The organism is Brachybacterium sp. ACRRE (assembly GCF_022346485.1).
Lineage (GTDB): Bacteria > Actinomycetota > Actinomycetes > Actinomycetales > Dermabacteraceae > Brachybacterium > Brachybacterium halotolerans.
Genome location: NZ_JAKRMO010000047.1, coordinates 12,547 through 34,870, shown reverse-complemented (window position 1 = coordinate 34,870; position 22,324 = coordinate 12,547). Strand labels below are relative to the sequence as shown.

Genomic DNA, 22,324 nt, shown 5'->3' with positions numbered 1-22,324 from the left:
GCGCATGAACTCCGCACCCACCCGTTCCGCCGGAGCCTCCGCCTCCCACCCCGCGCGCCATCTCGCGGTCGAGACCCCCGTCGGCCGCTATCTGATCGCGGCCCGTCGCACGGCCGACGGCGACGCCGTCACCGGCGTCTGGCGCGAGGCCCAGTCGCACTTCCCGCGCACCGAGCGCCTCGGCGCGCACGTGACTGGGAAGGACCCGCTGCTCGAGGAGGCCTCGCAGCAGCTGCTCGACTTCCTCGCGGGCACCCGCACCGTGTTCGACGTGCCGCTGCGCCTCGAGGGCACGGCCTTCCAGCGCAGCGTGTGGGAGGAGCTGCGCCGGATCCCCTTCGGCGACACCACCACGTACGGGGCGCTCGCCCGGCAGATCGGCTCGCCGCGCGCGGCGCAGGCGGTCGGCGCGGCCGTCGGCGCGAACCCGATCTCGATCCTCGTGCCCTGCCACCGGGTGCTCGCAGCGGACGGCTCCCTCACCGGCTACGCGGGCGGCATCGGCACGAAGGAGTCGCTGCTGCGCATCGAGGGCGTCCTCGGCGCCTGAGAGCCTCACATCGCGCCCTGCGCGGCCCCTCGCCGCCCCCGTGCGAGCATGTCCCCATGTCCACGCAGATGAGCTCGGTCAGCACCTCCGATTTCGCCTTCCCCGTCGCCGCCCGCTACGCCGGGATGGCCAGCTCGCCGCTCAAGGACATCTTCTCCCTCGCCGCCCGGCCGGACGTCGTCTCCTTCGCCGGCGGCATCCCCGACCCCTCCCTGTTCGCCCTCGAGGACATCGCCGAGTGCTACGACTGGGTGCTGCGCGAGAGGGGCACGCGCGCCCTGCAGTACGGGGTGAGCGAGGGCGAGGCGGAGCTGCGCGAGCAGGCCGCGCGCCGGCTCTCGCGGGAGCTGCCCACCGACGCCACGCAGATCCGCGTCACCTCGGGATCGCAGGAAGGGCTGTTCGTCGCCGCGGAGGCGCTCATCGAGCCGGGCGACGTGGTGCTCGTCGAGTCCCCCACCTACCTCGCCGCGGTGCAGGCCTTCGCGGTGCACGGGGCGCGCATGGTCGGGGTGGAGACGGACGACGGCGGCGTGCTGCCCGACGCGCTGGACGCCGCGATCCGCGCGCACCACCCGCGCCTGGTCTACCTGATCCCCACCTTCCAGAACCCCACCGGGCGCTCGATGTCCGCCGAGCGCCGCGCACAGGTCGCGGATGTGCTGCGTCGCCATGACGTCCCGCTCATCGAGGACGACCCCTACGGCGAGCTGTCCTTCGACGGCGAGCGCTTCGCGCCGATCGCCTCCGAGCCCGGCATGTCCTCGCGCACCCTGCTCATGAAGTCGATGTCGAAGCTCATGAGCCCGGGGGTGCGCATCGGCTGGATCCGCGCGGAGGGCCCGATCCTGGACACCCTGGCCGTCGCGAAGGCCGCGATCTCCATGCAGTCCTCCGTGGTCGACCAGCTCACGGTCGCCCGCTACCTCGAGACCAAGGACCTCGACGCGCACGTCGCGACGGTCATCGAGGTCTACCGCGAGCGACGGGACGCGATGGCGCAGGCCCTCACGGGCAGGCTCCCCGAGGGCGCGCACGTCACGCGCCCGCAGGGCGGCATGTTCCTGTGGGCGGCGCTCGGCGAGGGCTGGGACGCGCAGGACCTGCTGGCCGACGCGGTCTCCGCGGGCGTCGCGTACCTGCCCGGCTGGTCGTTCTTCGCGGAGGACGCGGACCGCTCGACGATGCGCCTGAGCTTCGTCACCCACTCCCCCGAGGTGATCGCGGACGGCGTGGGCCGCCTGGGAGAGGTCATCGCCCGCCGCGGGTGAGCTCCTGGACGCGTCGGCGCGCATCGCTCGCGAGAAGCGCCCCGGCGACCACCCACAGCCCGATCCCCCAGGCCCAGGACGCTCCGAGCGCGAGGAACAGCAGGCCCGCGGCGAGCAGCGCGAACAGGATCGCGTCGGCCTGCCAGGCGACGAGCGGCAGGATCGAGGCGTCGCCCTGCGGGGTCGGGATCGGCGTGGCGAGAGCGAGGGGCATCGGTCCCTTGGCGGCGTCGCGCGCCCGTCCGATGATCATCAGCGGCACGAGCGCCGGTGCGAGCACGACGGCGAGTGCGCCGACGGCGCCCGGGTCCGGGCCGAGGCCCGGGCCTGCACCCGGAAGCACGAGCACCCCGAGGCCGGAGCCGAGCACGCTGAGCAGACCCATCACGAGCAGCGGTGCGAGGGCGTGCAGGAGCACCTGGACGCCCACGCCCTGCGCGAGCAGGCGCGGCGCGCCGAGCGACTCGACGCCGTGGCGCAGGCCGTCCACGAACACGCCGCTCGCGCTCCACAGCAGGAGCGCACCGAGCACGAGCGCCGCGAACCCGAGCGGTCCCATCAGCAGCCGGGCGGCCACCAGGAGGACGCTCGCGGCGAGGACGCCGAGCACGCCGAGGACGAGCCGCTCCGGGGTGCGCACGAGCGCCACCAGATCGCGCCGCAGGTAGAGGCCGACGAGCCCCGCGCTCCGCGCGCCCCTTCGCACGGCCGGCAGGCGTCGGCCCGCCGAGGGCCTCACCCGGTAGGTGCCGGCGGCCGCGGAGAGGTCGCCGCTGCGCGCGCTCGTGAGCGCCGACTCCCAGCGCGCGGCCTGCTCGAGCAGCACCGTGCCGCGCACGCGGTCGAGCGCGGGAACGCACAGGATCCCGACGAGGACCCCGAGGACGAGGACCGCCAGCGCCGCGGTCCACGGAGCGCCTGAGTCCGCTCCCCCGACGGGATACGCGAGGGCCAGCAGGCGCCGGCCCGCGGCGCCTCCGCGCACGGTCCCGAGCACCGCGCCTGCGGCCCCGAGGGCGAGCACGAGCGCGAGGATGCGCCGCCCGACCCCGGGCAGGACCTGGCCCGCGAGCCATGCGCCCTCGAGGAGCGCCGCCGCGCCGAGGCCCGCGATCCCCAGAGCGACGGCCCCGGCGGGGCTCGTCGTCCCTCCGAGCACGAGCACCCAGCCGATCACCCCGGCGAGCGCGAGCAGCCCGGCCGCGAGCGCGGCGCCCGTGCGTGCGAAGGGCCGCACCAGGGCGGTGCGCCGCGGGCGGTGCGAGGAGGCGAGGGTGACCACGAAGAAGGGCGGCAGCACCGCCGGTCCGCGGCTCGCCCCGAGCAGGACGAGCAGTCCCGCCGCGAGGAGGAGCCCGGCGGTCACGAGACCTCCCGCCGCGGGGGCGGAGATCACCGGGAGCACGTCGGGCCGGGCGAGCAGCAGGCCGAGCTCGCGCAGCAGCGGCACGGCGATCACGAGGATCGTGATCACGACCAGGTACAGGAGGTAGGCGAGGTCCAGGGCGCCGCGGGCGTTCGCGCGGGCGGCCCAGACCCGTGCGACGGCGTCCTTCGCGGCGCGGTCCTGGACGGCGAGGTCCTGCGCGGCGGGCTGCCGCGCGGCCGGATCCTGCGCGGCCGGATCCTGCGCGGCCGGGTCGGCCATCAGCGGGCCCCGTCCGCGTCGTCACCATCGCCGGGGTCGGTGCCGTCGTCTCCCGCGTCCCCCGCGAGCTCCACGGTCTTCGTGGCGAGGGCCTCCGCGAGGCGGGGGCTGTGGGTCGCGACGACGATCGCGGCGCCGCCCTCGGCGCGCTGTGCGAGCGCGTCGATGACGCGTTCCAGGCGGTCGGGGTCCAGGCGCTGCTCGGGCTCGTCGAGGGCGAGCACCCGGGAGGGTCGGGCGAGGGTGAGGGCGATCGCGACGAGCTGGGACTGGCCGCTCGAGAGCTCGTGCGGGTAGCGGCGGGCGAGAGCGGAGATGCCGAGCTCCTCGAGCAGGGCGTCGGAGACCTCGGCGGCGGCGCGCGGTCCGCTGCCCCAGGTGGCGGCGACGAAGCGCAGGTGCTCGTCGATGGTGAGGTCGCGCGCGGTCATGGGAGGGCCGATGAGGGCGGCGAGGGCGCGGCGGAACTCGCGGTCGCGGTCGTCGGGCGCCCTGCCCGCGATGCGCACCCTCCCCGTGGTCGGGGCGAGCAGCCCGGCGAGCACGCGCAGCAGCGTGGTCTTGCCCGCGCCGTTGGCGCCGCGCAGGGCGAGCACGCCGCCGGCGTCGACGGACCCGGTGGCGTCGTCGAGCATGAGCACGTCGTCCTGGAGAACGGCCACGTCCTCGAAGAGCACGAGCGGGGACGGAGAGGTGCTCGGGGTGCGCGGCATGCTCCGATGGAACCCCATGGGGGCCGCCCCGCGCATCCGACGATCGTCGTCCGGGCTCACCCTCGCCGCGGCTCGGGGGCGGGCGTGTGCCGCGGCAGCACGCGGGCGAGCCAGGCCCCGCCGCCGAGGCAGAGCACGCCGCTCGCGATCGCGGCGGCGGCCACCGGCGCCACCAGGGTGATCACGGTGACCAGCAGCGGGGCGGTCAGCCGGCCCACCCCGATCATCGTGTTCCACCAGGCCAGGTACGTGGTGCGTCCGTGCACCGGGGAGACGTCGATGCCGAGCGTCATCACGATGCCCGAGCCCAGGCCGTTGCCCAGCGAGATGAGCAGGCTCGGGATCAGCAGGGCGAGCACGGCGACCGTGCCGCCGGTGGTGCCCGCGCGCAGGGCGAGCACCCCCATGAGCACGAAGCCGACGCCCATGATGAGCGAGCACGGCACGGCCACGGCGGCGCGGCCGAAGCGGTCCATGAGCATGCCGGCCGGCACCACGAGCGCGATGTCGAGGACGGCGGAGACGCCGAAGATGATGGAGATCGTGGTGGCGTCGACCCCGAGGACGGCGCCGAGCAGCGGGACGATCGTCGGCCGGTTCACGCGCGCCATCATCAGCGGGGTGATGCCCAGGCCGACGACGAGCATGCGGGCGAGCACCCCGCGGGTCAGGCGCGAGCGGGCGGCGCTGCGCCGGGGCGCATCCGGCCGGGCGGGAGCGCCGCGGGAGCGTCCGTCGGCCGCGTCCGCGCGCGCCCGCGGGGCACGTCGGCCCTCGCCCGGCACCATGAACACCGCGACCATGATCGTCGCCGCCCCGCTGAGCACGGCGAACAGGGCGAAGACCCAGCTCTCGTGGCCCAGCGCCGTCACGCCCGCGCCGAGCAGCGGGCCGACGACCTGGCCGATGCGCATCATGCCGCCGAACAGGGTCATCCCCCGCGCGCGGACGGCCGCGGGCAGCGCCCCGCCGAGGTAGGACTGGCGCCCCAGCGCCCACACCTGGGAGCTCGTGGCCATCACCACGAGCAGCACGACGAGCATGACGCGATGGACGAGGGTCGGCCCCTCGGCGAGTCCGCGGCCGATGACCACGAGCGCCACGAGGTTGGTGATCACGAGCACCACGCCGGTGCCCACGAGCGCCCGCTGCGCGCCCACCCGGTCCATGAGGCGGCCCGCGGGGATGGGGCCGAGGACCGCGGCGATCCCGAAGACGAGGGTGATCGCGGCCGTCATCGGCACGGAGAAGCCGAGCGCGAGCGCGAGCAGCGGGATCACGGGGAGCAGCGCGTTGCTGCCGGAGGCCTCGATGAGCGTGGGTGCGTACACCGGGCCGACGAGGGAGCGGATCACGCTGCGGGCGTCCGCTCCTCCGAGCCTCTCGGGGGCGGAGGAGGGGCGCGATAACACGCCCCTACTCTCCCATCGGATCGTTCGCCAGGGCAAAGACCGTCCAGCCGCACGGGACGGGCCGGGGCCGACGGGCCGGGAGGGAACGGCCGCGGGGCGCCCGGGTGCAGCCTCCGGGATACCGTGGCCCCATGAGCAGCGCGCACCACGACCCGACATCCGCCCACCCTCGGATCGCGGTGTTCGGGGCCGACGGGCTGCTCGGCGAGGCGGTCGCCCGCGATGCGCTGCTGCGCTCGCTCGAGGTGGTCAGCGCCGCCGAGGACCCCACCCGTCTCGCGCGCATCTCCCCCGCCCAGATGCTCGTGCGCATCGACCCGGGCGATCCCGTCGGCCTGCTCGACGCGCTCGAGGGCGCCGACGCCGTCGTCCTCGCCCTCGACCCCGACGCCGCCGCGGCGGGCGACTCCGGGGCCGCGGGCCCCGGCGCGGACGACGTCGACCTGGTGATGAGCGTGATCCGCGGGATGCGCCGACGCCGCGTCCCCCGGCTCGTCGCCTCGTCCTCGCTCGCCCTGCACGGTGATCCCGCGGCCCCGCGCGTGGACCGCTCGCTGCGCCGCGTGCTCGGGGAGATCGGCCGCGAGCTGCGCGGAGCCGCGGACCCGGCGGCGCGCGCCCGCGATCTGCGCCGCTGCGAGATGCTCGTGGCGGGCAGCGGGCTGGACTGGACGCTGCTGCGCGCGGGACGGCTCACCGACCTGCTGGGCACGCGCTCGCCCCGCCTGGTGCGGGCCGACGGCGCGGCGGCCGATCCTCAGGATCCGCGCACCCGCGCGATCCCGCGCGAGGACCTCGCACGGGCGCTCGTGGACCAGGCGCTCGTCGCGGGCGATCCGCGCGCCCGGGTGCGGGCCGTCGCGGTCGACTCCTGAGCAGGACGCCCCGGAGCGGGCCGCTCCGGCAGTGACCGGGGCGGCTCAGACGGCGGCGGGGCTCGCCCCGCCGTAGGCGGCGGTGGTCGCGATCTCCCCCTGGCGGGCCTGGTCGGGATCGGTGCCCGCCGCGGCCGAGGCGGCGGCCCAGCGGATCGACCAGGCGCGCACGAACCCGCGGCCCTCGTCGCCCGCGAGCCACTGCGGGGTGGGAAGCGGCACGGCGCGGCCGCACATGTCCTCCCAGCCGCGGCTGAAGGCCGCGAGGCCGAGCAGGGCGAGGTCCCAGCCGACGGCGAGCGCCCCGGGCCCGAACTGCGCGAAGACGCCGGGATCCATGGCGGTGGTGTGCACGAGCTCGAGCGCGGTCGAGCCGTCGTCCACGGGATCCAGCCGCAGCAGCAGGTCGTCCTGGCGGCCCTCGTACTCCCAGGTGAGGTGGAGGGCATGGGGCGCCTCGACCTCGAGCACGCGGCCGCCCGCGGCGGGGGCGCGGAAGCTGCCGCCCTCGCGGAGGTCCCCGGTGACCGGGCCGTACCACTGCACGAGCTGCGCAGGATCGGTGAGCAGGGGCCAGAGCCGCACGGGCGCCGGTGCGAGATTCGTCGAGAGGGTGGAGGTGACGCCGATCGCGTCCTCGCCGGGGACGATGTCGAGGGTCCTGCGGACCGCGTCGACGAGAGGGGCTGCCGCAGAAGCGGTCATCCGGGCTCCTTGCAAGGGAGAGGCTCGAGAGGTGGGGCGCTGCCGTGACGCAGGCGCCCAGATCGTACGTCGGACGCACGGCGACCCGCCAGAGCCCGACGCACGATGTGCACGGGGCGCCGCGCGCAGGTCACATCCTCGACATGCGGCGCCCGTCCACGGTGGGCGGCGCGCGTGGACCTAGCATGAAGCGCGTGCATCCGAGCCCTACGCCCCAGAGCCCGCCGCCCGCCTCCTCGCATGGCCGCTCCCCGCAGAGCCTCCCCGTCCATCTCTTCGATCTGGACGGCGTCATCACGCCCACGGCCGAGATCCACATGGCCGCGTGGGCCGAGATGTTCTCCGAGTTCCTCGCCTCGCGCGGCGTCGCCGCGCCGTACACCGACGCGGACTACTTCGCGCACGTCGACGGCCGCCCCCGCTACGACGGGGTGCGCGAGATGCTCGCCTCGCGGGGGATCACCCTGCCCGAGGGCGGGACCGACGACCCCTCCGACCAGGCCGAGGGCGAGGAGACGATCCGGGGGCTCGGCAACCGCAAGAACGCCCGCGTGCTGGAGCTGATCCGCCGCGACGGCGTCGCCCCCTACCCCGGCTCCGTCGCCTATCTCGACGCGCTGCCCGCCGCCGCGCGCCTCGCGGTGGTCTCCAGCTCGCGCAACGCCGAGGAGGTGCTCCGCGGCGCCGGCCTGCGCGACCGCTTCGAGATCGTGGTCGACGGGAACGTCGCCGAGCAGGAGGACCTGCCGGGCAAGCCCGCTCCGGACACCTTCGTCCACGCCGCGCGCCTGCTGGGCGCCGAGCCGCAGAGCGCCGTCGTCTACGAGGACGCCGTCTCCGGCGTGCGCGCGGGCTCCGCGGGCGGCTTCGGAGCGGTCGTCGGCGTGGACCGCGGCGCGGGCCGAGAGGCCCTCGCCTCCGCCGGGGCCGACCTCGTGGTCGAGGACCTGGACCGACTCATCCCCAGCGAGGAGCGCGCATGAACCCCCGCGACGTGATCACCGGCGACCCCGTGGACCGCCAGCACCTGCCCGTGGACGAGTGGCGGCTGGTGGAGTCGCGGCCCGGCGGGGCCCTCGGCCAGCTCGAGACGCTCTTCTCGGTCGCCAACGGCTACCTGGGCATGCGCGGCACCCCCGAGGAGGGGCGGCCGGTCCACGCCCACGGCACCTTCATCAACGGCTTCCACGAGACCTGGCAGATCAACCACGCCGAGTCCGCCTTCGGCTTCGCCCGCACCGGCCAGACCATCGTCAACGTGCCGGACTCGACCGTCATGAAGCTCTACGTGGACGACGAGCCGCTGCTCGTGGACACCGCGGAGCTCGAGACCTACGAGCGCGCGATCGACTTCCGCGAGGGCGTCCTGCGCCGCGACCTGATCTGGCGCACGCCCGCGGGCAAGCGCATCCGCGTGCGCACGAGCCGCATGATCTCCTTCACCCATCGCCATCTCGCGCAGATGACGATGGAGCTGGAGATGCTCGACGGCAGCGCGCCCGTCGCCGTCTCCTCGCAGATCATCAACCGCCAGGACGGCAGCGACGACTTCGGGGTCCACGGCCGCACCGCGCAGAAGGACGACCCGCGCCGGACCACGACCTTCGACCACCGCGTGCTGATCCCCCACCAGGACTGGCACAGCGAGCGCCGGATGCTGCTGGGCTACCGCACCGCGGACTCCGACATGTCGCTCGCGATCGGCGCGGACCACAGCGTGCACTCGGACCTCGAGGTCGAGCAGCTGGTCTCCACCGAGCCGGACCAGGGCAAGCACGTCTTCCGCGCGCAGATGGTCCCGGGCTCCACCCTGCGCATCACCAAGGCGGTCTCCTACCACTCCTCGGCGTTCCTGCCGGTGCGCGAACTGTTCGACCGCTGCCGGCGCACCCTGGACAGGGTGCGGCAGGACGGCCTCGCGCACTTCGAGGCCGAGCAGCGCTCGTTCCTCGAGGACTTCTGGGGCCGCACCGACGTGCGCATCCCCGGCCATCCCGTCGAGCAGCAGGCCGTGCGCTGGTGCCTGTTCCAGCTCGCCCAGGCCACCGCACGGGCCGACGGGCTGGGCGTGGGCGCGAAGGGCGTGACCGGCTCCGGCTACGAGGGCCACTACTTCTGGGACACCGACGTGTACGTCGTGCCGTTCCTGACCTTCACCTCGCCGCGCTGGGCGCGCAACGCGCTGCGCTTCCGCGTGGACCTGCTGGACAAGGCCCGCGAGCGGGCCCGCGAGCTCAACCAGCGCGGCGCCCTGTTCCCCTGGCGCACGATCAACGGCGACGAGGCCTCCGCGTACTACGCGGCGGGCACCGCGCAGTACCACATCGACGCGGACGTGGCCCATTCCCTCGCCCAGTACGCGGACGTCACCGGCGACCTCGAGTTCTACGACCGCGAGGGCATCGAGGTGCTGGCGGAGACCGCTCGCATGTGGGCGGATCTGGGCTTCTGGCGCAGCCACGGCGACGACCGCCACGAGTTCCACATCCACGGGGTGACCGGCCCGGACGAGTACACGACCGTGGTGAACAACAACATGTTCACCAACGTGATGGCGCGCTTCAACCTGCGCCGCGCGGCCGAGGCCGTGCGCTCGCTGCGCGAGCGCAACCCCGTCGAGTACGAGCACCTGGCCGCGAAGATCGACCTCGACGAGGCCGAGCCCGCCCAGTGGGAGGCCTGCGCCGAGGGCATGCACGTCGGCCGCGACGAGGCCTTCGGCATCCACCCGCAGGACGACTCCTTCCTCGACAAGGAGGTCTGGGACCTCCCGGCCACCCCGCCGGAGGCGCTGCCGCTGCTGCTGCACTTCCACCCGCTGGTGATCTACCGCTTCCAGGTGCTCAAGCAGGCCGACGTGGTGCTCGCGCTGTTCCTGCGCGGCAGCGAGTTCACCCTCGAGGAGAAGCGCGCGGACTTCGAGTATTACGACCCGATCACCACGGGCGACTCGAGCCTGTCCTCGGTCGTGCAGTCGATCGTCGCCTCGGAGGTGGGCCACCACCGCGCGGCCCTCGACTACTTCCACGCGGGACTGTTCGCGGATCTCGCGAACCTGCACGGCAACACGGCCGACGGCGTCCACATCGCCTCCGCGGGCGGCGTCTGGAACGCGCTCGTGCACGGCTTCGGCGGCATGCGCCAGGACGACGGCGCCATCAGCTTCGACCCGCGCCTGCCCGTCTCCTGGCCCGAGCTCGTCTTCCCGCTCACCGTGCGCGGTTCGCGCATCAGCACCCGCGTGACCCAGGAGCGCATCGAGTTCACCCTCGAGGACGGCCCCGAGCTCGAGGTCTCCGTGCGCGGGCGGAGCGTGCGGATCACGGCCGAGGGCGCGGGCGTCGACCTCGCGGACCAGGGCCCGCGGCTGGACGACACCGATCTCAGCGAGCCCGTGGGACTCGGGGACCGGCGGGCCGACGGCTCGATCCTCACCTCCTCGGTCCCCGCGGATCCGGACTCCCCGTGGGAGTTCCCCGTGGTCACCGAGGATCCGGACGGCCACCACGAGGAGCAGGGGGCGCGGGCATGAGCTCTCCCGCGCGGGCCCGGGGCGCGCGCCCCGTCGGCCCGCGGCGGTGAGGCGCGGGGCGCGCCGGGAGGTCACGATCGACCGGCCGCGGCTGAGCATCTGGCACGTGCTGGACCGCGTGCGCATCCGCCTGATCGACATCCAGGTCTGGGACGTCGCCGGGACCATGACCTTCTACATGCTGCTCTCGGTGCTGCCGGCGGCGATCGCCATGATCTCCATGGTCTCCATGCTGGGCATCCAGGAGCGCACGGTCGACACCCTCGGCGACCTGGTCACCGAGGTGTTCCCGAGCGTCGATCCGAACCCCTACGAGCGCGCCCTGCTGGCGCTGTCCACGACGCGCGGCGGCGTGCTGGGACTGATCCTGGGCACGCTGGGCGCGCTGCTCTCGGCCTCCAACGGGATGGCCGCCTTCCATCGCGCCCTCCACCACGTCTACGACACCCGCGAGGGCCGGCCGTTCCTGTGGTTCCGCACGATCGTGTTCGGCGAGACCGTCCTGGCCGTGGTGATGGTGCTGATGATCGCGGGCGTGGTCACCGTGGGCGGCGAGGCCACCCAGCGCGTCGGCGAGTTCGTGGGCATCCCGCGCATCGCCTTCGACGTCTGGAACGTCGTGAAGTGGCCGATCCTGCTGGCGATCCTCATCGTCGCGATCTCGCTGGCCTACTACCTGTTCCCCAACGTGAAGCTCCCGCGGTACCGGGTGATGACGGTCGGCTCGACCCTCGCGGTGCTGCTCCTGTTCGGCGCCGCCCAGCTGCTGGGGCGGCTCACCGGGGAGCTCACCCGGATCTCCGACCTGCTGCCCGCGCTGAACGGCGCGATCGGGATCCTGCTGCTGCTGTGGCTGGCGAACATCGTGATCGTCGCCGGCGCCGCCCTGGACGCCGAGCTGCTGCGGGCCCGCCAGATCGCCTCCGGGCTGCCGGCCTGGCACCATCTGGCGCTGGAGACCCACGCCTCCCACTCCCTCGAGTTCCTCGCCGGGGTCGCGGACCGCAACGAGGAGGTGGGACGGCAGGTCAGCGAGTCCGCGAACAGCGGGGAGCCGCTGCACGCGCCCCGCAGCCTCGCGATCGTGGACGCCCGCAGCCCCTTCGCGATCAACCCTCCCCGCCGCAGCGCCGTGCACACCGGGCCCGAGCAGCCCGTGCCCGTGATCGCGCGCCCGGCGGCACTCGCGCCGACGCCCGCCGAGAACACCCCGACGCGCCCGAGCGCACCGTCCGCATCCACGACCGCATCCGTGTCCGACCCCGCATCCACGTCCGCATCCACGACCGCATCCGCATCCGAGCCCGCTTCCCCCGCCGATCCCCCAGGAGACCGTCCGTGACCGTCCGCCCCATCACGATCCTCGGCCATCGCGCCCTCGAGCGACCCACCCGTCGGGTCCGCGAGATCACCGAGGACATCCGCACCCTGGTCGCCGACATGTTCGAGACCAACGACGCGGCCGACGGCGCGGGCCTCGCCGCGACCCAGGTCGGGGCGCGGTGGCGGATCTTCGTCTACTCGTGCGAGGACGGCGCGGGCGTCGAGCGCCGCGGCGTGGTCATCAACCCGCGCCTCGAGCGCTTCGGGAAGCTGGTGCTGGACGAGGAGTCCATCGAGGGCTGCCTGTCCGTCCCCGGACTGGGCTGGCCGACGGCCCGCTTCACGGGCGCCCGCGTCACCGGCATCGATCTCGAGGGCGAGCCCGTGGAGGTGAGCGACGAGGGCGGCGTCCTCGCCCGCTGCCTCCAGCACGAGACGGATCACCTCGACGGCACGCTCTATCTCGACCGCCTCTCCCCCGTCGCGCGCCGGGAGGCGCTCGACGCCGTCACCGCGCGCGGCTGGCGCGCCCGCGGCCTGCTGACGTGGGATCCGCGACAGCTCGCGGCCGACGAGGTCTGATCCCCGCCGGGCACCGGTCCGCTGAGTATCCTGGCGGGCATGGATCGCCGCCCCTGCCTCTCCCGTCGCCGCGCCCTGGGCGCGCTCGCCCTCGGCACCTCCGCCACGGCCGGTCTCGCCGCATGCGGGCCGGACGACGAGGGCTTCGGCAACGCGGACCCCGTGCAGGCCTCCGACGATGCGGTCGCGCTCTCCGAGATCCCCGAGAACGCGACGACGCTCGTGAACTTCGGGGGCCAGGAGCCCTACGTCGCGATCGTGCGCGGCTCGGGCGGCGACGTCACGGCCCTGTCCGGCTACTGCACCCACCAGGGCTGCGCGCTGGCCGTCGGCCACGACGGCGCCGAGCTCGACTGCCCCTGCCACGGGTCGCGCTTCGACGCGTCCTCGGGCGACGTGCTGCGCGGGCCGGCCGCCGATCCGCTGCCGGAGGTCACCGTCGAGGTCGACGGCGACTCCCTCAAGCGCGTCCGCTGAGCGCGATGGTGCCCGAGAACCCGCCGTCGGACCGTCCGCGCCGCGACGTCGTCTCCTTCGTGCGCCGCGGGACGCGGCTCTCCCGCAGCCGGCAGGAGGCCTGGGACCGGCTCGCCGGCGACTTCGTGCTGGACGTGCCCCGCGGCGAGCGCGACACGGTCCCCGATCCCGGTGCGCGCCTCGATCCCCGCGAGGTCTTCGGCCGCGATGCCGCCGGGGCCGCCCCTCTCGTCGTCGAGATCGGCAGCGGCCAGGGCGAGAACATCGCCGCGGCCGCCGCCGCGCACCCCGAGCGCGACCACCTGGCGTTCGAGGTCTACGTGCCCGGCATCGCGCAGTCCCTGGACCGCATCGAGCGCGCGGGCTCGCCGAGGAACGTGCGCCTCGTCCCGCTCGACGCGCTGCACTCCCTGCCCACGCTGATGCCCGCCGGGTCGATCCGGGAGCTCTGGATCTTCTTCCCCGATCCCTGGCACAAGTCCCGCCACCACAAGCGGCGCCTGGTGAACCCTCCTCTCCTGGACGCCGTGCTGCCCCTGATGGCCGAGGGCGGCGTGCTGCGCCTGGCCACGGACTGGGCCGAGTACGCCGTGCACATGCGCACGGTCCTCGACGCGGACCCGCGCCTGGAGTCCCTGCACCCGGGCGGTCCGCGGCCCGCCGGCGAGCCCAGCGACCCCGTGCCCGAGGAGACTCCGGACCGCGGCTGGGCACCGCGGTTCGAGGGCCGCGTGCGCACGAGCTTCGAGCGCAAGGCGCTCGACGCGGGCCGCCTGGTCTGGGATCTCGCCTACGGGGTCCGCGGATCGCGCCCGGAGCCGGGCTACTCTGACCCGGAAGCGCCCGCGTCGGGCGCCTGAGCCCGCACCGCGGACGCAGGACCGACCCCGTCGGCCCTCCCCGCATCCTTCGTCCCGCGCGCGCAGTGCGGGCCCGATCCCGCTCCCCCGCCGCCCGTCGGCCCGACCCCGGAGGACCTCCCCATGAGCGAGCCCGACATCGACCTCCCCGGCGACTGGGAGCAGGACGGCGACACGCGCCCGCCCCGACGCCGCAGGCGACGCGCGCTGCTGATCATCCTGCTGATCCTGGTGGTGCTGATCGCCGCGGTCGGCATCATCGCGGGCCGCTACCTCGCCTCGCTCAACGGCTCCTACGAGAAGCGCACCACGGTGAGCATCGACCGCGGGGCGTCCGACGGCGACCGCCCGGAGGACGCCGGCGGGGAGAACATCCTGCTGCTGGGCTCGGACAAGCGCAATGCGGAGGACGCCGCCGCCGAGCACGTCTCGGGGCAGCGCTCGGACGTGATGATGCTCGTGCACATCCCCGAGGACCACAGCGGCGCCTACGTCATGTCGTTCCCGCGCGACCTGTACGTGGACATCCCCGGCCACGGCAAGGACCGCATCAACGCGGCGCTCGCCTTCGGCGGGGTGCCGCTCGCGGTGAGCACCGTCGAGGACTTCACGGGCACCCGCATCGACCATGCCGCCCTGATCGACTTCGAGGGCATCCAGGGTCTCGTCGACGCACTCGGCGGGGTCGACGTGCAGGTCAGTCAGGACTTCACAGCCGACGGCACCACCTTCACCAAGGGCTCGATGCACATGGACGGCGCGACCGCCCTGACCTTCGTGCGCCAGCGCAAGGCGTTCGCCGACGGCGACTTCCAGCGCAACCGCAACCAGCAGGCGCTGCTGCAGGGGATCGTCTCCGAGCTGCTGAGCCGGGACACGCTGTCGAGCCCCTCGAGGATCTCCGAGACCGTGAAGGTGATCTCCCCGTACCTCACCACGGACGACGACCTCACCGGCAGCGCCCTGGTGAGCCTGGGGCTCTCCATGCGCGGCATCCGCGGCGACGACATCCACTACCTGGGCGTCCCCCACGGCGACCCGTACACCACCTCGGGCGGCGCGAGCGTCGTGGCCACCGAGGACGAGGACACCAAGGCCCTGCGCACCGCCCTGAAGGACGACACCATGGACGAGTACTTCGCCGCGCACGAGGGCGAGTACTAGGAGCGGGCCGAGCACCGAGGTCGCGCAGGTACCATCGGACCGTCCCCGACACCGACCCCACACCGAGCAGGAGGCTCACGTGCCCAACCCATTGGTGAAGATCGCGATGACCGGTGCCTCGATCGCCGCCGGCATCGTCGGCCAGAAGGTGATCACCGCGGTGTGGAACGCCGTCGTCGACGACGACGCCCCCACGAACAAGAACATCAAGCGCTCCGCCAAGGAGACCAAGGCCGCCCGCAAGGAGGCCAAGAAGGCCGGTGCCTCCAAGCAGGAGGTCAAGGCGATCACGGACCCCGAGAACGAGCGTCCCGCCTGGCAGATCATCGTGTGGACCCTGCTCACGGGAGTGGTCCTGCAGGCGATCCGTCAGGCCGCCCGCAACGGCACCGAGGTGGGGGCGCGCAAGATCACCGAGCGCCGCCCGCGCGCGAACCGCGGCTGATCTCCTCCGCGGCACCTGCCGCCGCGACATGCAGAACGGGGCCCCGACCGGATCGGTCGGGGCCCCGTTCTGCATGTCTGCGCCGCGTCGGCGCGCCCTCACTCCTCGTCAGGATCCGCCAGGGCGCCGCGCGAGTCGAGGGTGTCGCCGGTGACCAGGAAGCCCACGCGCCGCACGAGCGAGACGGCGTGGTCGCCGATGCGCTCGTAGTAGCGGGCGAGCAGGGTCAGGTTCATGACCTCGGCGCTCGAGTAGTCGTCGTTGCGGGCGATCGAGCGGTAGATCTCGGACTGCAGGGAGTCGAGCTCGTCGTCGTCCTTCTCGACCTGTGCGGCCAGAGCCAGATCGTTGTCGCTGATGACCTTCGCGCTCGAGGTGACCGCGCCGAGGGCGAGCTCGCCCAGGCGCTGGAACTCCTCGCGATGGCGCTCGGGCACCCCCAGCTGCGGATGGCTGCGGCGCGCGACGATCGCGATGTGCGCGGCGAGGTCGCCCATGCGCTCGATGGTCGAGCTCATCCGGAGCCCCGCGACCAGCAGGCGCAGGTCGCTCGCGACCGGCCCCTGCCGCGCGAGCAGCTCGATCATCTTCTCGTCGATCTGCATCTGATCGTCGTCGATGTGCGAATCGGCGGCGATCACCCGCTCCGCCAGGGCGAGATCCCCCTCGAGCAGGGCCGTCGAGGCGTCCCCGAGCCCCGACCGGACCAGGTCGAGCATCTCGACCAGATCCTCGACCAGGTGTCGCAGGTCGCTCCTGTAGGCCTCGCGCATGTGCCCCTCTTCTCCTCGTTGCCGTCGTGCCGTCCGGCCGTCGCGGCCGTCCCGGCGATCGTGCCGACGGGACGCGTGCATGCTGACGCCCGATGGTCGCAACCCTATGTGAACGCGAGGGCACGGCTTCGTGAACTCCTGCCGACCCGCCCGCCCCGACTCCGCCGACGGTGATTCAGCGCCGTTCACCTGCCTCTACGATGGGGGCGTGCCTGCGTCCGTCCTCCTCGTCCTCGCCGGGGCCATCGGCCTCGTGATCGGCTGTGCGGCGACGCTGTCGCTCGTGCGCCAGGACCGCACCGCGCAGACCCCCTCGCCCGCGGGGACGGCCGTCGTCCCCCAGTCCGCCTCCGAGGTCCTCGCGATCCTCTCCACGGCCTACGTGGTGCTCGATGCGGGCGGCGACGTGCTGCGCGTCTCGCCCCTGGCGTACTCCTACGGGATCGTGCGCGCGAGCAGCGGCGACTACCCGCGCCTGGCGAATCAGGAGCTGGTCGAGCTCGCGGCCGACGTGGCCCGCAACGGCGGCTATCGCGACGAGCGCCTGACGATCCGCCGGCAGGGCCCGGAGGACTCCGAGTCCGTGATCGACGTGCGGCTCGGGACCCTCGGCTCCCACGGCGTGCTGCTGCTCGCCGAGGACCGCACCCGCGCGGTGCGCGTCGAGGAGACCCGCCGCGACTTCGTCGCCAACGTCTCCCACGAGCTGAAGACGCCTGTCGGCGCGATCACCCTGCTGGCCGAGACGATGGAGGACGCGGCCGACGACCCCGAGGCCGTGCGCCGCTTCGCCCAGCGCATGCAGACCGAGTCCCAGCGCCTCTCCCACCTCGTGCAGGAGATCATCGAGCTCTCGCGCGTCCAGGGCGCCTCGGCGCTGCCCGACGCGAGCGCGGTGGACGTGGACGACGTGGTCGAGGAGGCGCTCAGCGCCAACCGCAACCTCGCTCTCGGCTCGGACATCGAGCTGAGCGGCGGCGCGTCCTCCGGCCTGCAGGTCTACGGCTCCACGACGATGCTCACCACGGCGCTGTCGAACCTGATCTCCAACGCGATCGCCTACTCGCCCGAGGGCACCCGCGTGGGCGTCTCGGTGCGCCGCGACAGCGGCATGGTCGAGATCGCCGTGAAGGACCAGGGCATCGGCATCTCCAAGGAGGACCTCGAGAGGGTCTTCGAGCGCTTCTTCCGCGTGGACCGCGCCCGCTCCCGCTCCACGGGCGGCACGGGTCTGGGCCTCGCGATCGTCAAGCACATCGCCACCGACCACGGAGGCGAGGTCACCGCCTGGTCGATGGAGGGCCAGGGATCCACCTTCGTGCTGCGCATCCCCGAGATGGGACGCACCGACGCGGTGACGGTGGGCCAGGGCGGCAGACCTGCGGCGGAGGAGTCCTGATCCTCCACGCCGCTCCCGACGTCGTCGGCCCCGCCGGCGCGTCAGCCTCTGTATCATCCATCCAGCGCGGCGCCGCCGCACGAGAGAGAGGACGCCGATGACGCGGATCCTGATCGTCGAGGACGAGGAGTCGTTCTCCGACCCCCTCGCCTACTCCCTGCGCAAGGAGGGGTACGAGGTCGCCGTCGCCGGCACCGGCAACGAGGCGCTGCGGATCTTCTCGACCCACGGCGCGGACCTCGTCCTGCTCGACCTCATGCTCCCCGGCATCGGCGGCACCGAGGTGTGCCGCGAGATCCGCCGCACCTCGAGCGTCCCGGTCATCATGCTCACCGCCAAGGACGACGAGTTCGACAAGGTCCTCGGGCTCGAGCTCGGGGCCGACGACTACGTCACCAAGCCCTACTCCTCGCGCGAGCTGCTGGCCCGCATCAAGGCGGTGCTGCGCCGCGGCCAGGACACCGGCGAGGACGAGGAGGACGTGACCCTGCGCGCGGGCGGCATCGAGATGGATGTCGAGCGCCATGTGGTGACGGTGCGCGGCGAGGACGTCTCGCTGCCCCTCAAGGAGTTCGAGCTGCTCGAGCTGCTGCTGCGCAACGTGGACCGTGTGCTCACCCGCGGTCAGCTCATCGACCGGGTGTGGGGCGCGAACTACGTGGGCGACACGAAGACCCTCGACGTCCACGTGAAGCGCCTGCGCGCGAAGATCGAGCCCGACCCGAAGAACCCCGTCCACCTGGTGACGGTGCGCGGCCTCGGCTACAAGTTCGAGGCCCTCGAGCGCTGAGTCCCGGAGGGTCGAGTCCCGCAGCGCTCGGCTCCGAGAGACTCAGCCGGTCTCCCCCGCATACGGATCGGGGCGCCCACCAGAAGGTGGGCGCCCCGATCCGTATGCGAAGGCAGATGCGCCGGCGGCGATGCGCGGGAGGCGCGGCGAGCGGGCCCGATCAGCCCTCGCCGGAGCCCGAACCGCCGTCGGAGGCGCCGCCGTCCGAGGCCGCGCCGTCGGACGCGGAGCCGCCGGAGCCCTTGTAGTACGCGAGGCTCGTGTCGGTGACCGGCATCGTCTCGGTGCGCTTCTGGCCGTCGACCGTCATCGTCAGCTCCATGGTCGCGCCCGCGGCGACGGGGAAGTCGTCGACCCCGATCTCGAGCGGCGTGGACTCCTCGGGGTCCTGGTCCTTGCGGAGGTCCTTCGGCTCGACCTGGATCGTGGTGTTCGCGGGGACCTTCACGCGCTGGGAGAAGATGACGTCGCCGTCGTCCGTCCCCTCGAGCGTCACGGTCGCGTCCTCGTCGGTGTAGTTCACGACCGAGGCGAGGAGCTCGCCGCGCTTGTCGTCATTCACGACGACGACCGCGTTGCGCACGCCGAAGGTGAAGTTCTTCGAGGAGTCCTGGAGGCTGACGTTGGTGCCGTCCGCCGCCTGGTAGAAGTCGTGCGTCTGCACCGGGTTCATGTAGCTGCAGCCGGTCGCGCCGACGGACAGCGCCACGGCGGCGACGGTGAGGGCGAGGCGGGTGCGACGCAGGGACTTCACGGGGACTCCTGTTCATGTCCGTCCGGAGGGGCGACCGGACGGGAAAAGGGATCGGGGACGCCGCGCCGGAGGGCGACGCCGTACCGGTCCAGGGTAGCGCACCTCGGGCCTGTCACCGGGCACGACGAGCCCCGCGGGCGCGTGATCCCGGGCATGCGCGACGGCACCCGGGATGTCGGCCGGACCGACGCGCACCCCTGCCCCTCGCACCCGCTCCGACCTGCGGTTCTGCCGAGCGGCGGCGGATTGTATCAGACGCTCCCGTGATAGACTCATAGGCAGGAAAGGGGCCATACACATGAACTTTGCCGTCGGCGAGACCGTCGTCTACCCGCACCACGGAGCAGCGCTGATCGAGGAGGTCAAGAGCCGCACCATCAAGGGCGAGGAGCGCACCTATCTCAAGCTGAAGGTGGCCCAGGGGGATCTCACCATCGAGGTGCCGGCCGACAACGTCGACCTGGTCGGCGTCCGCGACGTGGTGGACAAGGAGGGACTCGAGGAGGTCTTCGACGTGCTGCGCCAGCCGTACACGGAGGAGCCCACCAACTGGTCCCGCCGCTACAAGGCGAACGTCGAGAAGCTCGCCTCGGGGGATGTCAAGAAGGTCGCCGAGGTCGTGCGCGACCTCTGGCGTCGCGATCAGGACCGCGGCCTCTCGGCCGGGGAGAAGCGGATGCTCGCCAAGGCGCGGCAGATCCTGGTCTCCGAGCTCGCGCTCGCGGAGAAGACCGACGAGACCAAGGCCGAGTCGATCCTCGACGAGGTCCTCGCCTCCTGATCGACCGCTGATCGGCCCTCCGTCCCGTTCCGCGGGACGAGGGATCACCACCGCGACCCCGGACGGATCCCGTCCGGGGTCGCGGCGCGTCCCAGGTCCTTGCGGCCCGGATCCTGGCGTCGCACCGAGCCCTGTGCGGGACGAGCGCCCGGGACGACGGGCGGGTCCGCCCCTCGGACCCCCTGGTCGTCCGGCCCCGCGCGTGCCAAGATGGTGACCTGCGCCACATGGCGCGGGGTCCGGCGTCGCCCGGACCGCGGCCCGGGATCGAAGGAAGGGAGCGTCCGTGCGCACCATCGCAGTCGTCAGCGGCTCCGGCGTCACCGCCTCCGCGCACCTGGCCCGCCAGGTCCGCGAGCACCTCGCGCACCGGGGCATCCAAGCGCATGTCCTGCCCACCACGGTGATGGACATGCTCTCCCAGGGCTTCCACGCCGACCTCATCATCGCGACCGTCGAGATCCCGCAGAGCCTGCGCATCCCCGTGGTCTCCGGGATGCCGCTGCTGCTGGAGACCGATCCCCAGGTGGTCTTCGACGACGTCGAGCGCCTGCTCGCGCGCCCCTCCCCCGTGCGCCCGGCCCGCCATCGGCCGCCGGGACGCCCCGCTCCCGGCCGTCCCGGAGCTCCCCAGCGCCGCACCTCGTGACCGCCTGACGACCGCGGGTGCACCCTCGCGCAGATCTGCGTACTGTCCGTGCAGGGGCAGGATCCACGTCGTCCCGAGCCCGCTCCGCCGGCGCGCCGCACCCGTACGTGCGCACCCCGTGCGGACGGCGGCACGACGATCCCGCCCCGACCGCCCGTCCGTCGTCGACCCCTTCCGGAGACTCCATGTCCGCCACTGACACGCCCCAGCCCGTCCTCGCCGCCGAGGACGTCGAGTCCGCCGCCGCGCGCCTGGACGGCATCGTGCGCCGCACTCCCGTGCACCTGAGCGAGCGGCTGAGCGCGATCGCGGGGGTGCCGGTCTGGCTCAAGCGGGAGGACCTCCAGGTGGTGCGCTCCTACAAGCTGCGCGGCGCCTTCCTGTTCATGGACTCCCTGGACGCGGCGTCCCGCACCGCCGGCGTGGTCGCCGCGAGCGCCGGCAACCACGCCCAGGGCGTGGCCTACGCGTGCCAGGCGCTCGGCATCGACGGGCGCATCTACGTCCCCGGCACCACGCCCCGCCAGAAGCGCGACCGCATCACGACGCTCGGCGGCGACCGGGTCGAGCTGATCCTCATCGGCGACACCTTCGACGACGCCGCAGAGGCCGCGGCCGACGACGCCCGCCGCACGGGCGCCACCATGGTCCCGCCCTTCGACCACCCGCAGATCATGGCGGGCCAGGGCACCGTCGCCCTCGAAGCGCTCACCGACATCCGCGAGAACCACGGCCAGGACATCTCCACCGTCGTGCTGCCCGTGGGAGGCGGCGGGCTGCTGGGCGGATGCGGCACCTGGCTGCGCGAGCGCGAGCCCTCGGTGCGCGTGGTCGCGGTCGAGCCCGCGGGCGCGGTCTCGATGGCGGCCGCCATGCGCCACGGCACCCCCGTGACCCTGCACGACCTGGACCGGTTCGTCGACGGCGCCGCCGTGCGCCGCGTGGGCGCGGAGACCCTGCGCGCGGCTCAGGCCATCGGGCCGGACCTCGTCGCGGTCGACGAGGGGGCCGTGTGCACCGAGATGCTCGCGCTCTACCAGACCGACGGCATCATCGCCGAGCCCGCGGGCGCGCTGGCCGCGGCGGCCGTGGCGACCGGGCTCGTGCGGGCCGACGGCGCCGACGAGGCCGCGGCGATCGGCACCGGGACGCAGGGGTCCGAGGCGCAGAGGTCCGAGGCGCACCGGACCGCCGCTGCGGCGCATGACGCCGCGGACTCGCAGGGGGACTCGGGCGACGGCATCCTGGTCGTCGTCTCGGGAGGGAACAACGACGTCTCGCGCTACAACGAGGTCGTCGAGCGCTCCCTCGTCCACGAGGGCCTCAAGCACTACTTCCTGGTCACCTTCGCGCAGGAGCCGGGGGCGCTGCGTCGCTTCCTGGACCAGGTGCTCGGGCAGGACGACGACATCGTCCTGTTCGACTACATCAAGCGCAACAACCGGGAGGAGGGGCCCGCGCTCGTCGGCATCGAGCTCGGCGCGAAGGAGAACTTCGAGCCGCTGCTCTCACGGATGGCGACCTCGAACATGCAGATCGAGCGCATCGACCCCGAGGACCCAATCTACCGCTACCTCACCTGAGGCACGGTCGGCCGCGCACGACGGAGGCCGCATCCCCG

The 22,324-nt window shown here is 73.4% G+C and carries 22 protein-coding genes; 16 read left to right on the top strand and 6 right to left on the bottom strand.

Translation table 11 applies throughout. The annotated features are described in order from the left end of the window. Positions 1-550 (top strand): methylated-DNA--[protein]-cysteine S-methyltransferase (locus MHY49_RS13445; protein WP_370646149.1); only part of this gene is annotated, 550 nt, incomplete at its 5' end. Between the two features lie 56 nt (positions 551-606). Further along, positions 607-1,821, top strand: coding sequence for a PLP-dependent aminotransferase family protein (locus tag MHY49_RS13440; protein WP_239204874.1), 1,215 nt, complete (start codon positions 607-609; stop codon positions 1,819-1,821). Here MHY49_RS13440 and MHY49_RS13435 read toward each other — a convergent pair. From MHY49_RS13435 to MHY49_RS13425, 3 genes are read right to left on the bottom strand one after another with little or no spacing between them, the layout of a single operon-like run. Beyond that, entirely contained in the window at positions 1,802-3,469 is a 1,668-nt protein-coding gene (locus MHY49_RS13435) for a hypothetical protein (protein WP_239204872.1), read from the bottom strand. The two genes, MHY49_RS13440 and MHY49_RS13435, sit on opposite strands and share 20 nt — an antisense overlap. Then, positions 3,469-4,182 carry an ABC transporter ATP-binding protein gene (locus MHY49_RS13430; protein ID WP_239204870.1) on the bottom strand — a complete coding sequence of 238 codons (714 nt, stop codon included), beginning with the start codon at positions 4,180-4,182 and terminating at the stop codon, positions 3,469-3,471. Before MHY49_RS13430 ends, MHY49_RS13435 begins: the two co-directional genes overlap by 1 nt. A gap of 56 nt (positions 4,183-4,238) precedes the next feature. Continuing rightward, on the bottom strand, positions 4,239-5,594 hold the full coding sequence (locus MHY49_RS13425) for an MFS transporter (RefSeq protein WP_239204868.1): 1,356 nt from the start codon (positions 5,592-5,594) through the stop codon (positions 4,239-4,241). A gap of 131 nt (positions 5,595-5,725) precedes the next feature. On the opposite strand from MHY49_RS13425, the gene MHY49_RS13420 reads away from it, so the two are divergent. Beyond that, on the top strand, positions 5,726-6,469 hold the full coding sequence (locus tag MHY49_RS13420; RefSeq protein ID WP_239204866.1) for an NAD(P)H-binding protein: 744 nt from the start codon (positions 5,726-5,728) through the stop codon (positions 6,467-6,469). Positions 6,470-6,514: 45 nt separating this feature from the next. On the opposite strand, the gene MHY49_RS13415 is transcribed toward MHY49_RS13420, so the two are convergent. Continuing rightward, positions 6,515-7,174 (bottom strand): SRPBCC domain-containing protein, encoded by a 660-nt coding sequence (locus MHY49_RS13415; protein ID WP_200503191.1) that lies wholly within the window; start codon positions 7,172-7,174, stop codon positions 6,515-6,517. 281 nt (positions 7,175-7,455) lie between these two features. Here MHY49_RS13415 and MHY49_RS13410 point away from each other — a divergent pair, with 281 nt between their 5' ends. The 8 genes from MHY49_RS13410 (at position 7,456) to MHY49_RS13375 (ending at position 15,557) form a co-directional block, all read left to right on the top strand. Then, the gene (locus tag MHY49_RS13410) at positions 7,456-8,157 is read left to right on the top strand and encodes an HAD family phosphatase (protein ID WP_255719950.1); all 702 of its coding nucleotides are present in this window, start codon (positions 7,456-7,458) and stop codon (positions 8,155-8,157) included. Further along, positions 8,154-10,706, top strand: coding sequence for a glycoside hydrolase family 65 protein (locus MHY49_RS13405; protein WP_239204864.1), 2,553 nt, complete (start codon positions 8,154-8,156; stop codon positions 10,704-10,706). The genes MHY49_RS13410 and MHY49_RS13405 overlap by 4 nt, the downstream gene beginning before the upstream one ends. A gap of 106 nt (positions 10,707-10,812) precedes the next feature. Beyond that, positions 10,813-12,048 (top strand): YhjD/YihY/BrkB family envelope integrity protein, encoded by a 1,236-nt coding sequence (locus MHY49_RS13400; protein WP_239204862.1) that lies wholly within the window; start codon positions 10,813-10,815, stop codon positions 12,046-12,048. Next, the gene (def, locus tag MHY49_RS13395) at positions 12,045-12,611 is read left to right on the top strand and encodes a peptide deformylase (RefSeq protein ID WP_239204860.1); all 567 of its coding nucleotides are present in this window, start codon (positions 12,045-12,047) and stop codon (positions 12,609-12,611) included. The genes MHY49_RS13400 and def overlap by 4 nt, the downstream gene beginning before the upstream one ends. A gap of 39 nt (positions 12,612-12,650) precedes the next feature. Continuing rightward, the gene (locus MHY49_RS13390; protein ID WP_228358954.1) at positions 12,651-13,088 is read left to right on the top strand and encodes a ubiquinol-cytochrome c reductase iron-sulfur subunit; all 438 of its coding nucleotides are present in this window, start codon (positions 12,651-12,653) and stop codon (positions 13,086-13,088) included. 5 nt (positions 13,089-13,093) lie between these two features. After that, the gene (gene trmB, locus MHY49_RS13385; protein ID WP_239204858.1) at positions 13,094-13,948 is read left to right on the top strand and encodes a tRNA (guanosine(46)-N7)-methyltransferase TrmB; all 855 of its coding nucleotides are present in this window, start codon (positions 13,094-13,096) and stop codon (positions 13,946-13,948) included. Between the two features lie 123 nt (positions 13,949-14,071). After that, positions 14,072-15,112: an LCP family protein gene (locus MHY49_RS13380; RefSeq protein WP_200503198.1), complete on the top strand. Its 1,041-nt coding sequence runs from the start codon at positions 14,072-14,074 to the stop codon at positions 15,110-15,112. Between the two features lie 79 nt (positions 15,113-15,191). Beyond that, positions 15,192-15,557, top strand: a complete 366-nt coding sequence (locus MHY49_RS13375; RefSeq protein ID WP_239204856.1) for a DUF4235 domain-containing protein — start codon at positions 15,192-15,194, stop codon at positions 15,555-15,557. Between the two features lie 98 nt (positions 15,558-15,655). Here MHY49_RS13375 and phoU read toward each other — a convergent pair whose 3' ends face one another. Continuing rightward, complete coding sequence (gene phoU / locus MHY49_RS13370; RefSeq protein WP_239204854.1) at positions 15,656-16,330, bottom strand: phosphate signaling complex protein PhoU; 675 nt, start codon at positions 16,328-16,330, stop codon at positions 15,656-15,658. 208 nt (positions 16,331-16,538) lie between these two features. Here phoU and MHY49_RS13365 point away from each other — a divergent pair, with 208 nt between their 5' ends. After that, complete coding sequence (locus MHY49_RS13365; RefSeq protein ID WP_239204852.1) at positions 16,539-17,729, top strand: ATP-binding protein; 1,191 nt, start codon at positions 16,539-16,541, stop codon at positions 17,727-17,729. A 97-nt stretch (positions 17,730-17,826) separates the two neighbouring features. Next, positions 17,827-18,519, top strand: a complete 693-nt coding sequence (locus MHY49_RS13360) for a response regulator transcription factor (protein WP_200503201.1) — start codon at positions 17,827-17,829, stop codon at positions 18,517-18,519. Positions 18,520-18,679: 160 nt separating this feature from the next. On the opposite strand, the gene MHY49_RS13355 is transcribed toward MHY49_RS13360, so the two are convergent. Next, positions 18,680-19,273 (bottom strand): hypothetical protein, encoded by a 594-nt coding sequence (locus MHY49_RS13355; RefSeq protein ID WP_239204850.1) that lies wholly within the window; start codon positions 19,271-19,273, stop codon positions 18,680-18,682. 298 nt (positions 19,274-19,571) lie between these two features. Between MHY49_RS13355 and MHY49_RS13350 the strand changes: the two genes are divergently transcribed. The 3 genes from MHY49_RS13350 to MHY49_RS13340 all read left to right on the top strand — a co-directional run bounded on the left by MHY49_RS13350 (position 19,572) and on the right by MHY49_RS13340 (position 22,286). Beyond that, positions 19,572-20,054, top strand: a complete 483-nt coding sequence (locus tag MHY49_RS13350) for a CarD family transcriptional regulator (protein WP_152352076.1) — start codon at positions 19,572-19,574, stop codon at positions 20,052-20,054. 286 nt (positions 20,055-20,340) lie between these two features. Then, positions 20,341-20,703 carry a PTS lactose transporter subunit IIB gene (locus MHY49_RS13345; RefSeq protein ID WP_239204848.1) on the top strand — a complete coding sequence of 121 codons (363 nt, stop codon included), beginning with the start codon at positions 20,341-20,343 and terminating at the stop codon, positions 20,701-20,703. A gap of 185 nt (positions 20,704-20,888) precedes the next feature. Next, on the top strand, positions 20,889-22,286 hold the full coding sequence (locus MHY49_RS13340; RefSeq protein ID WP_239204846.1) for a pyridoxal-phosphate dependent enzyme: 1,398 nt from the start codon (positions 20,889-20,891) through the stop codon (positions 22,284-22,286). Positions 22,287-22,324 lie beyond the last annotated feature (38 nt).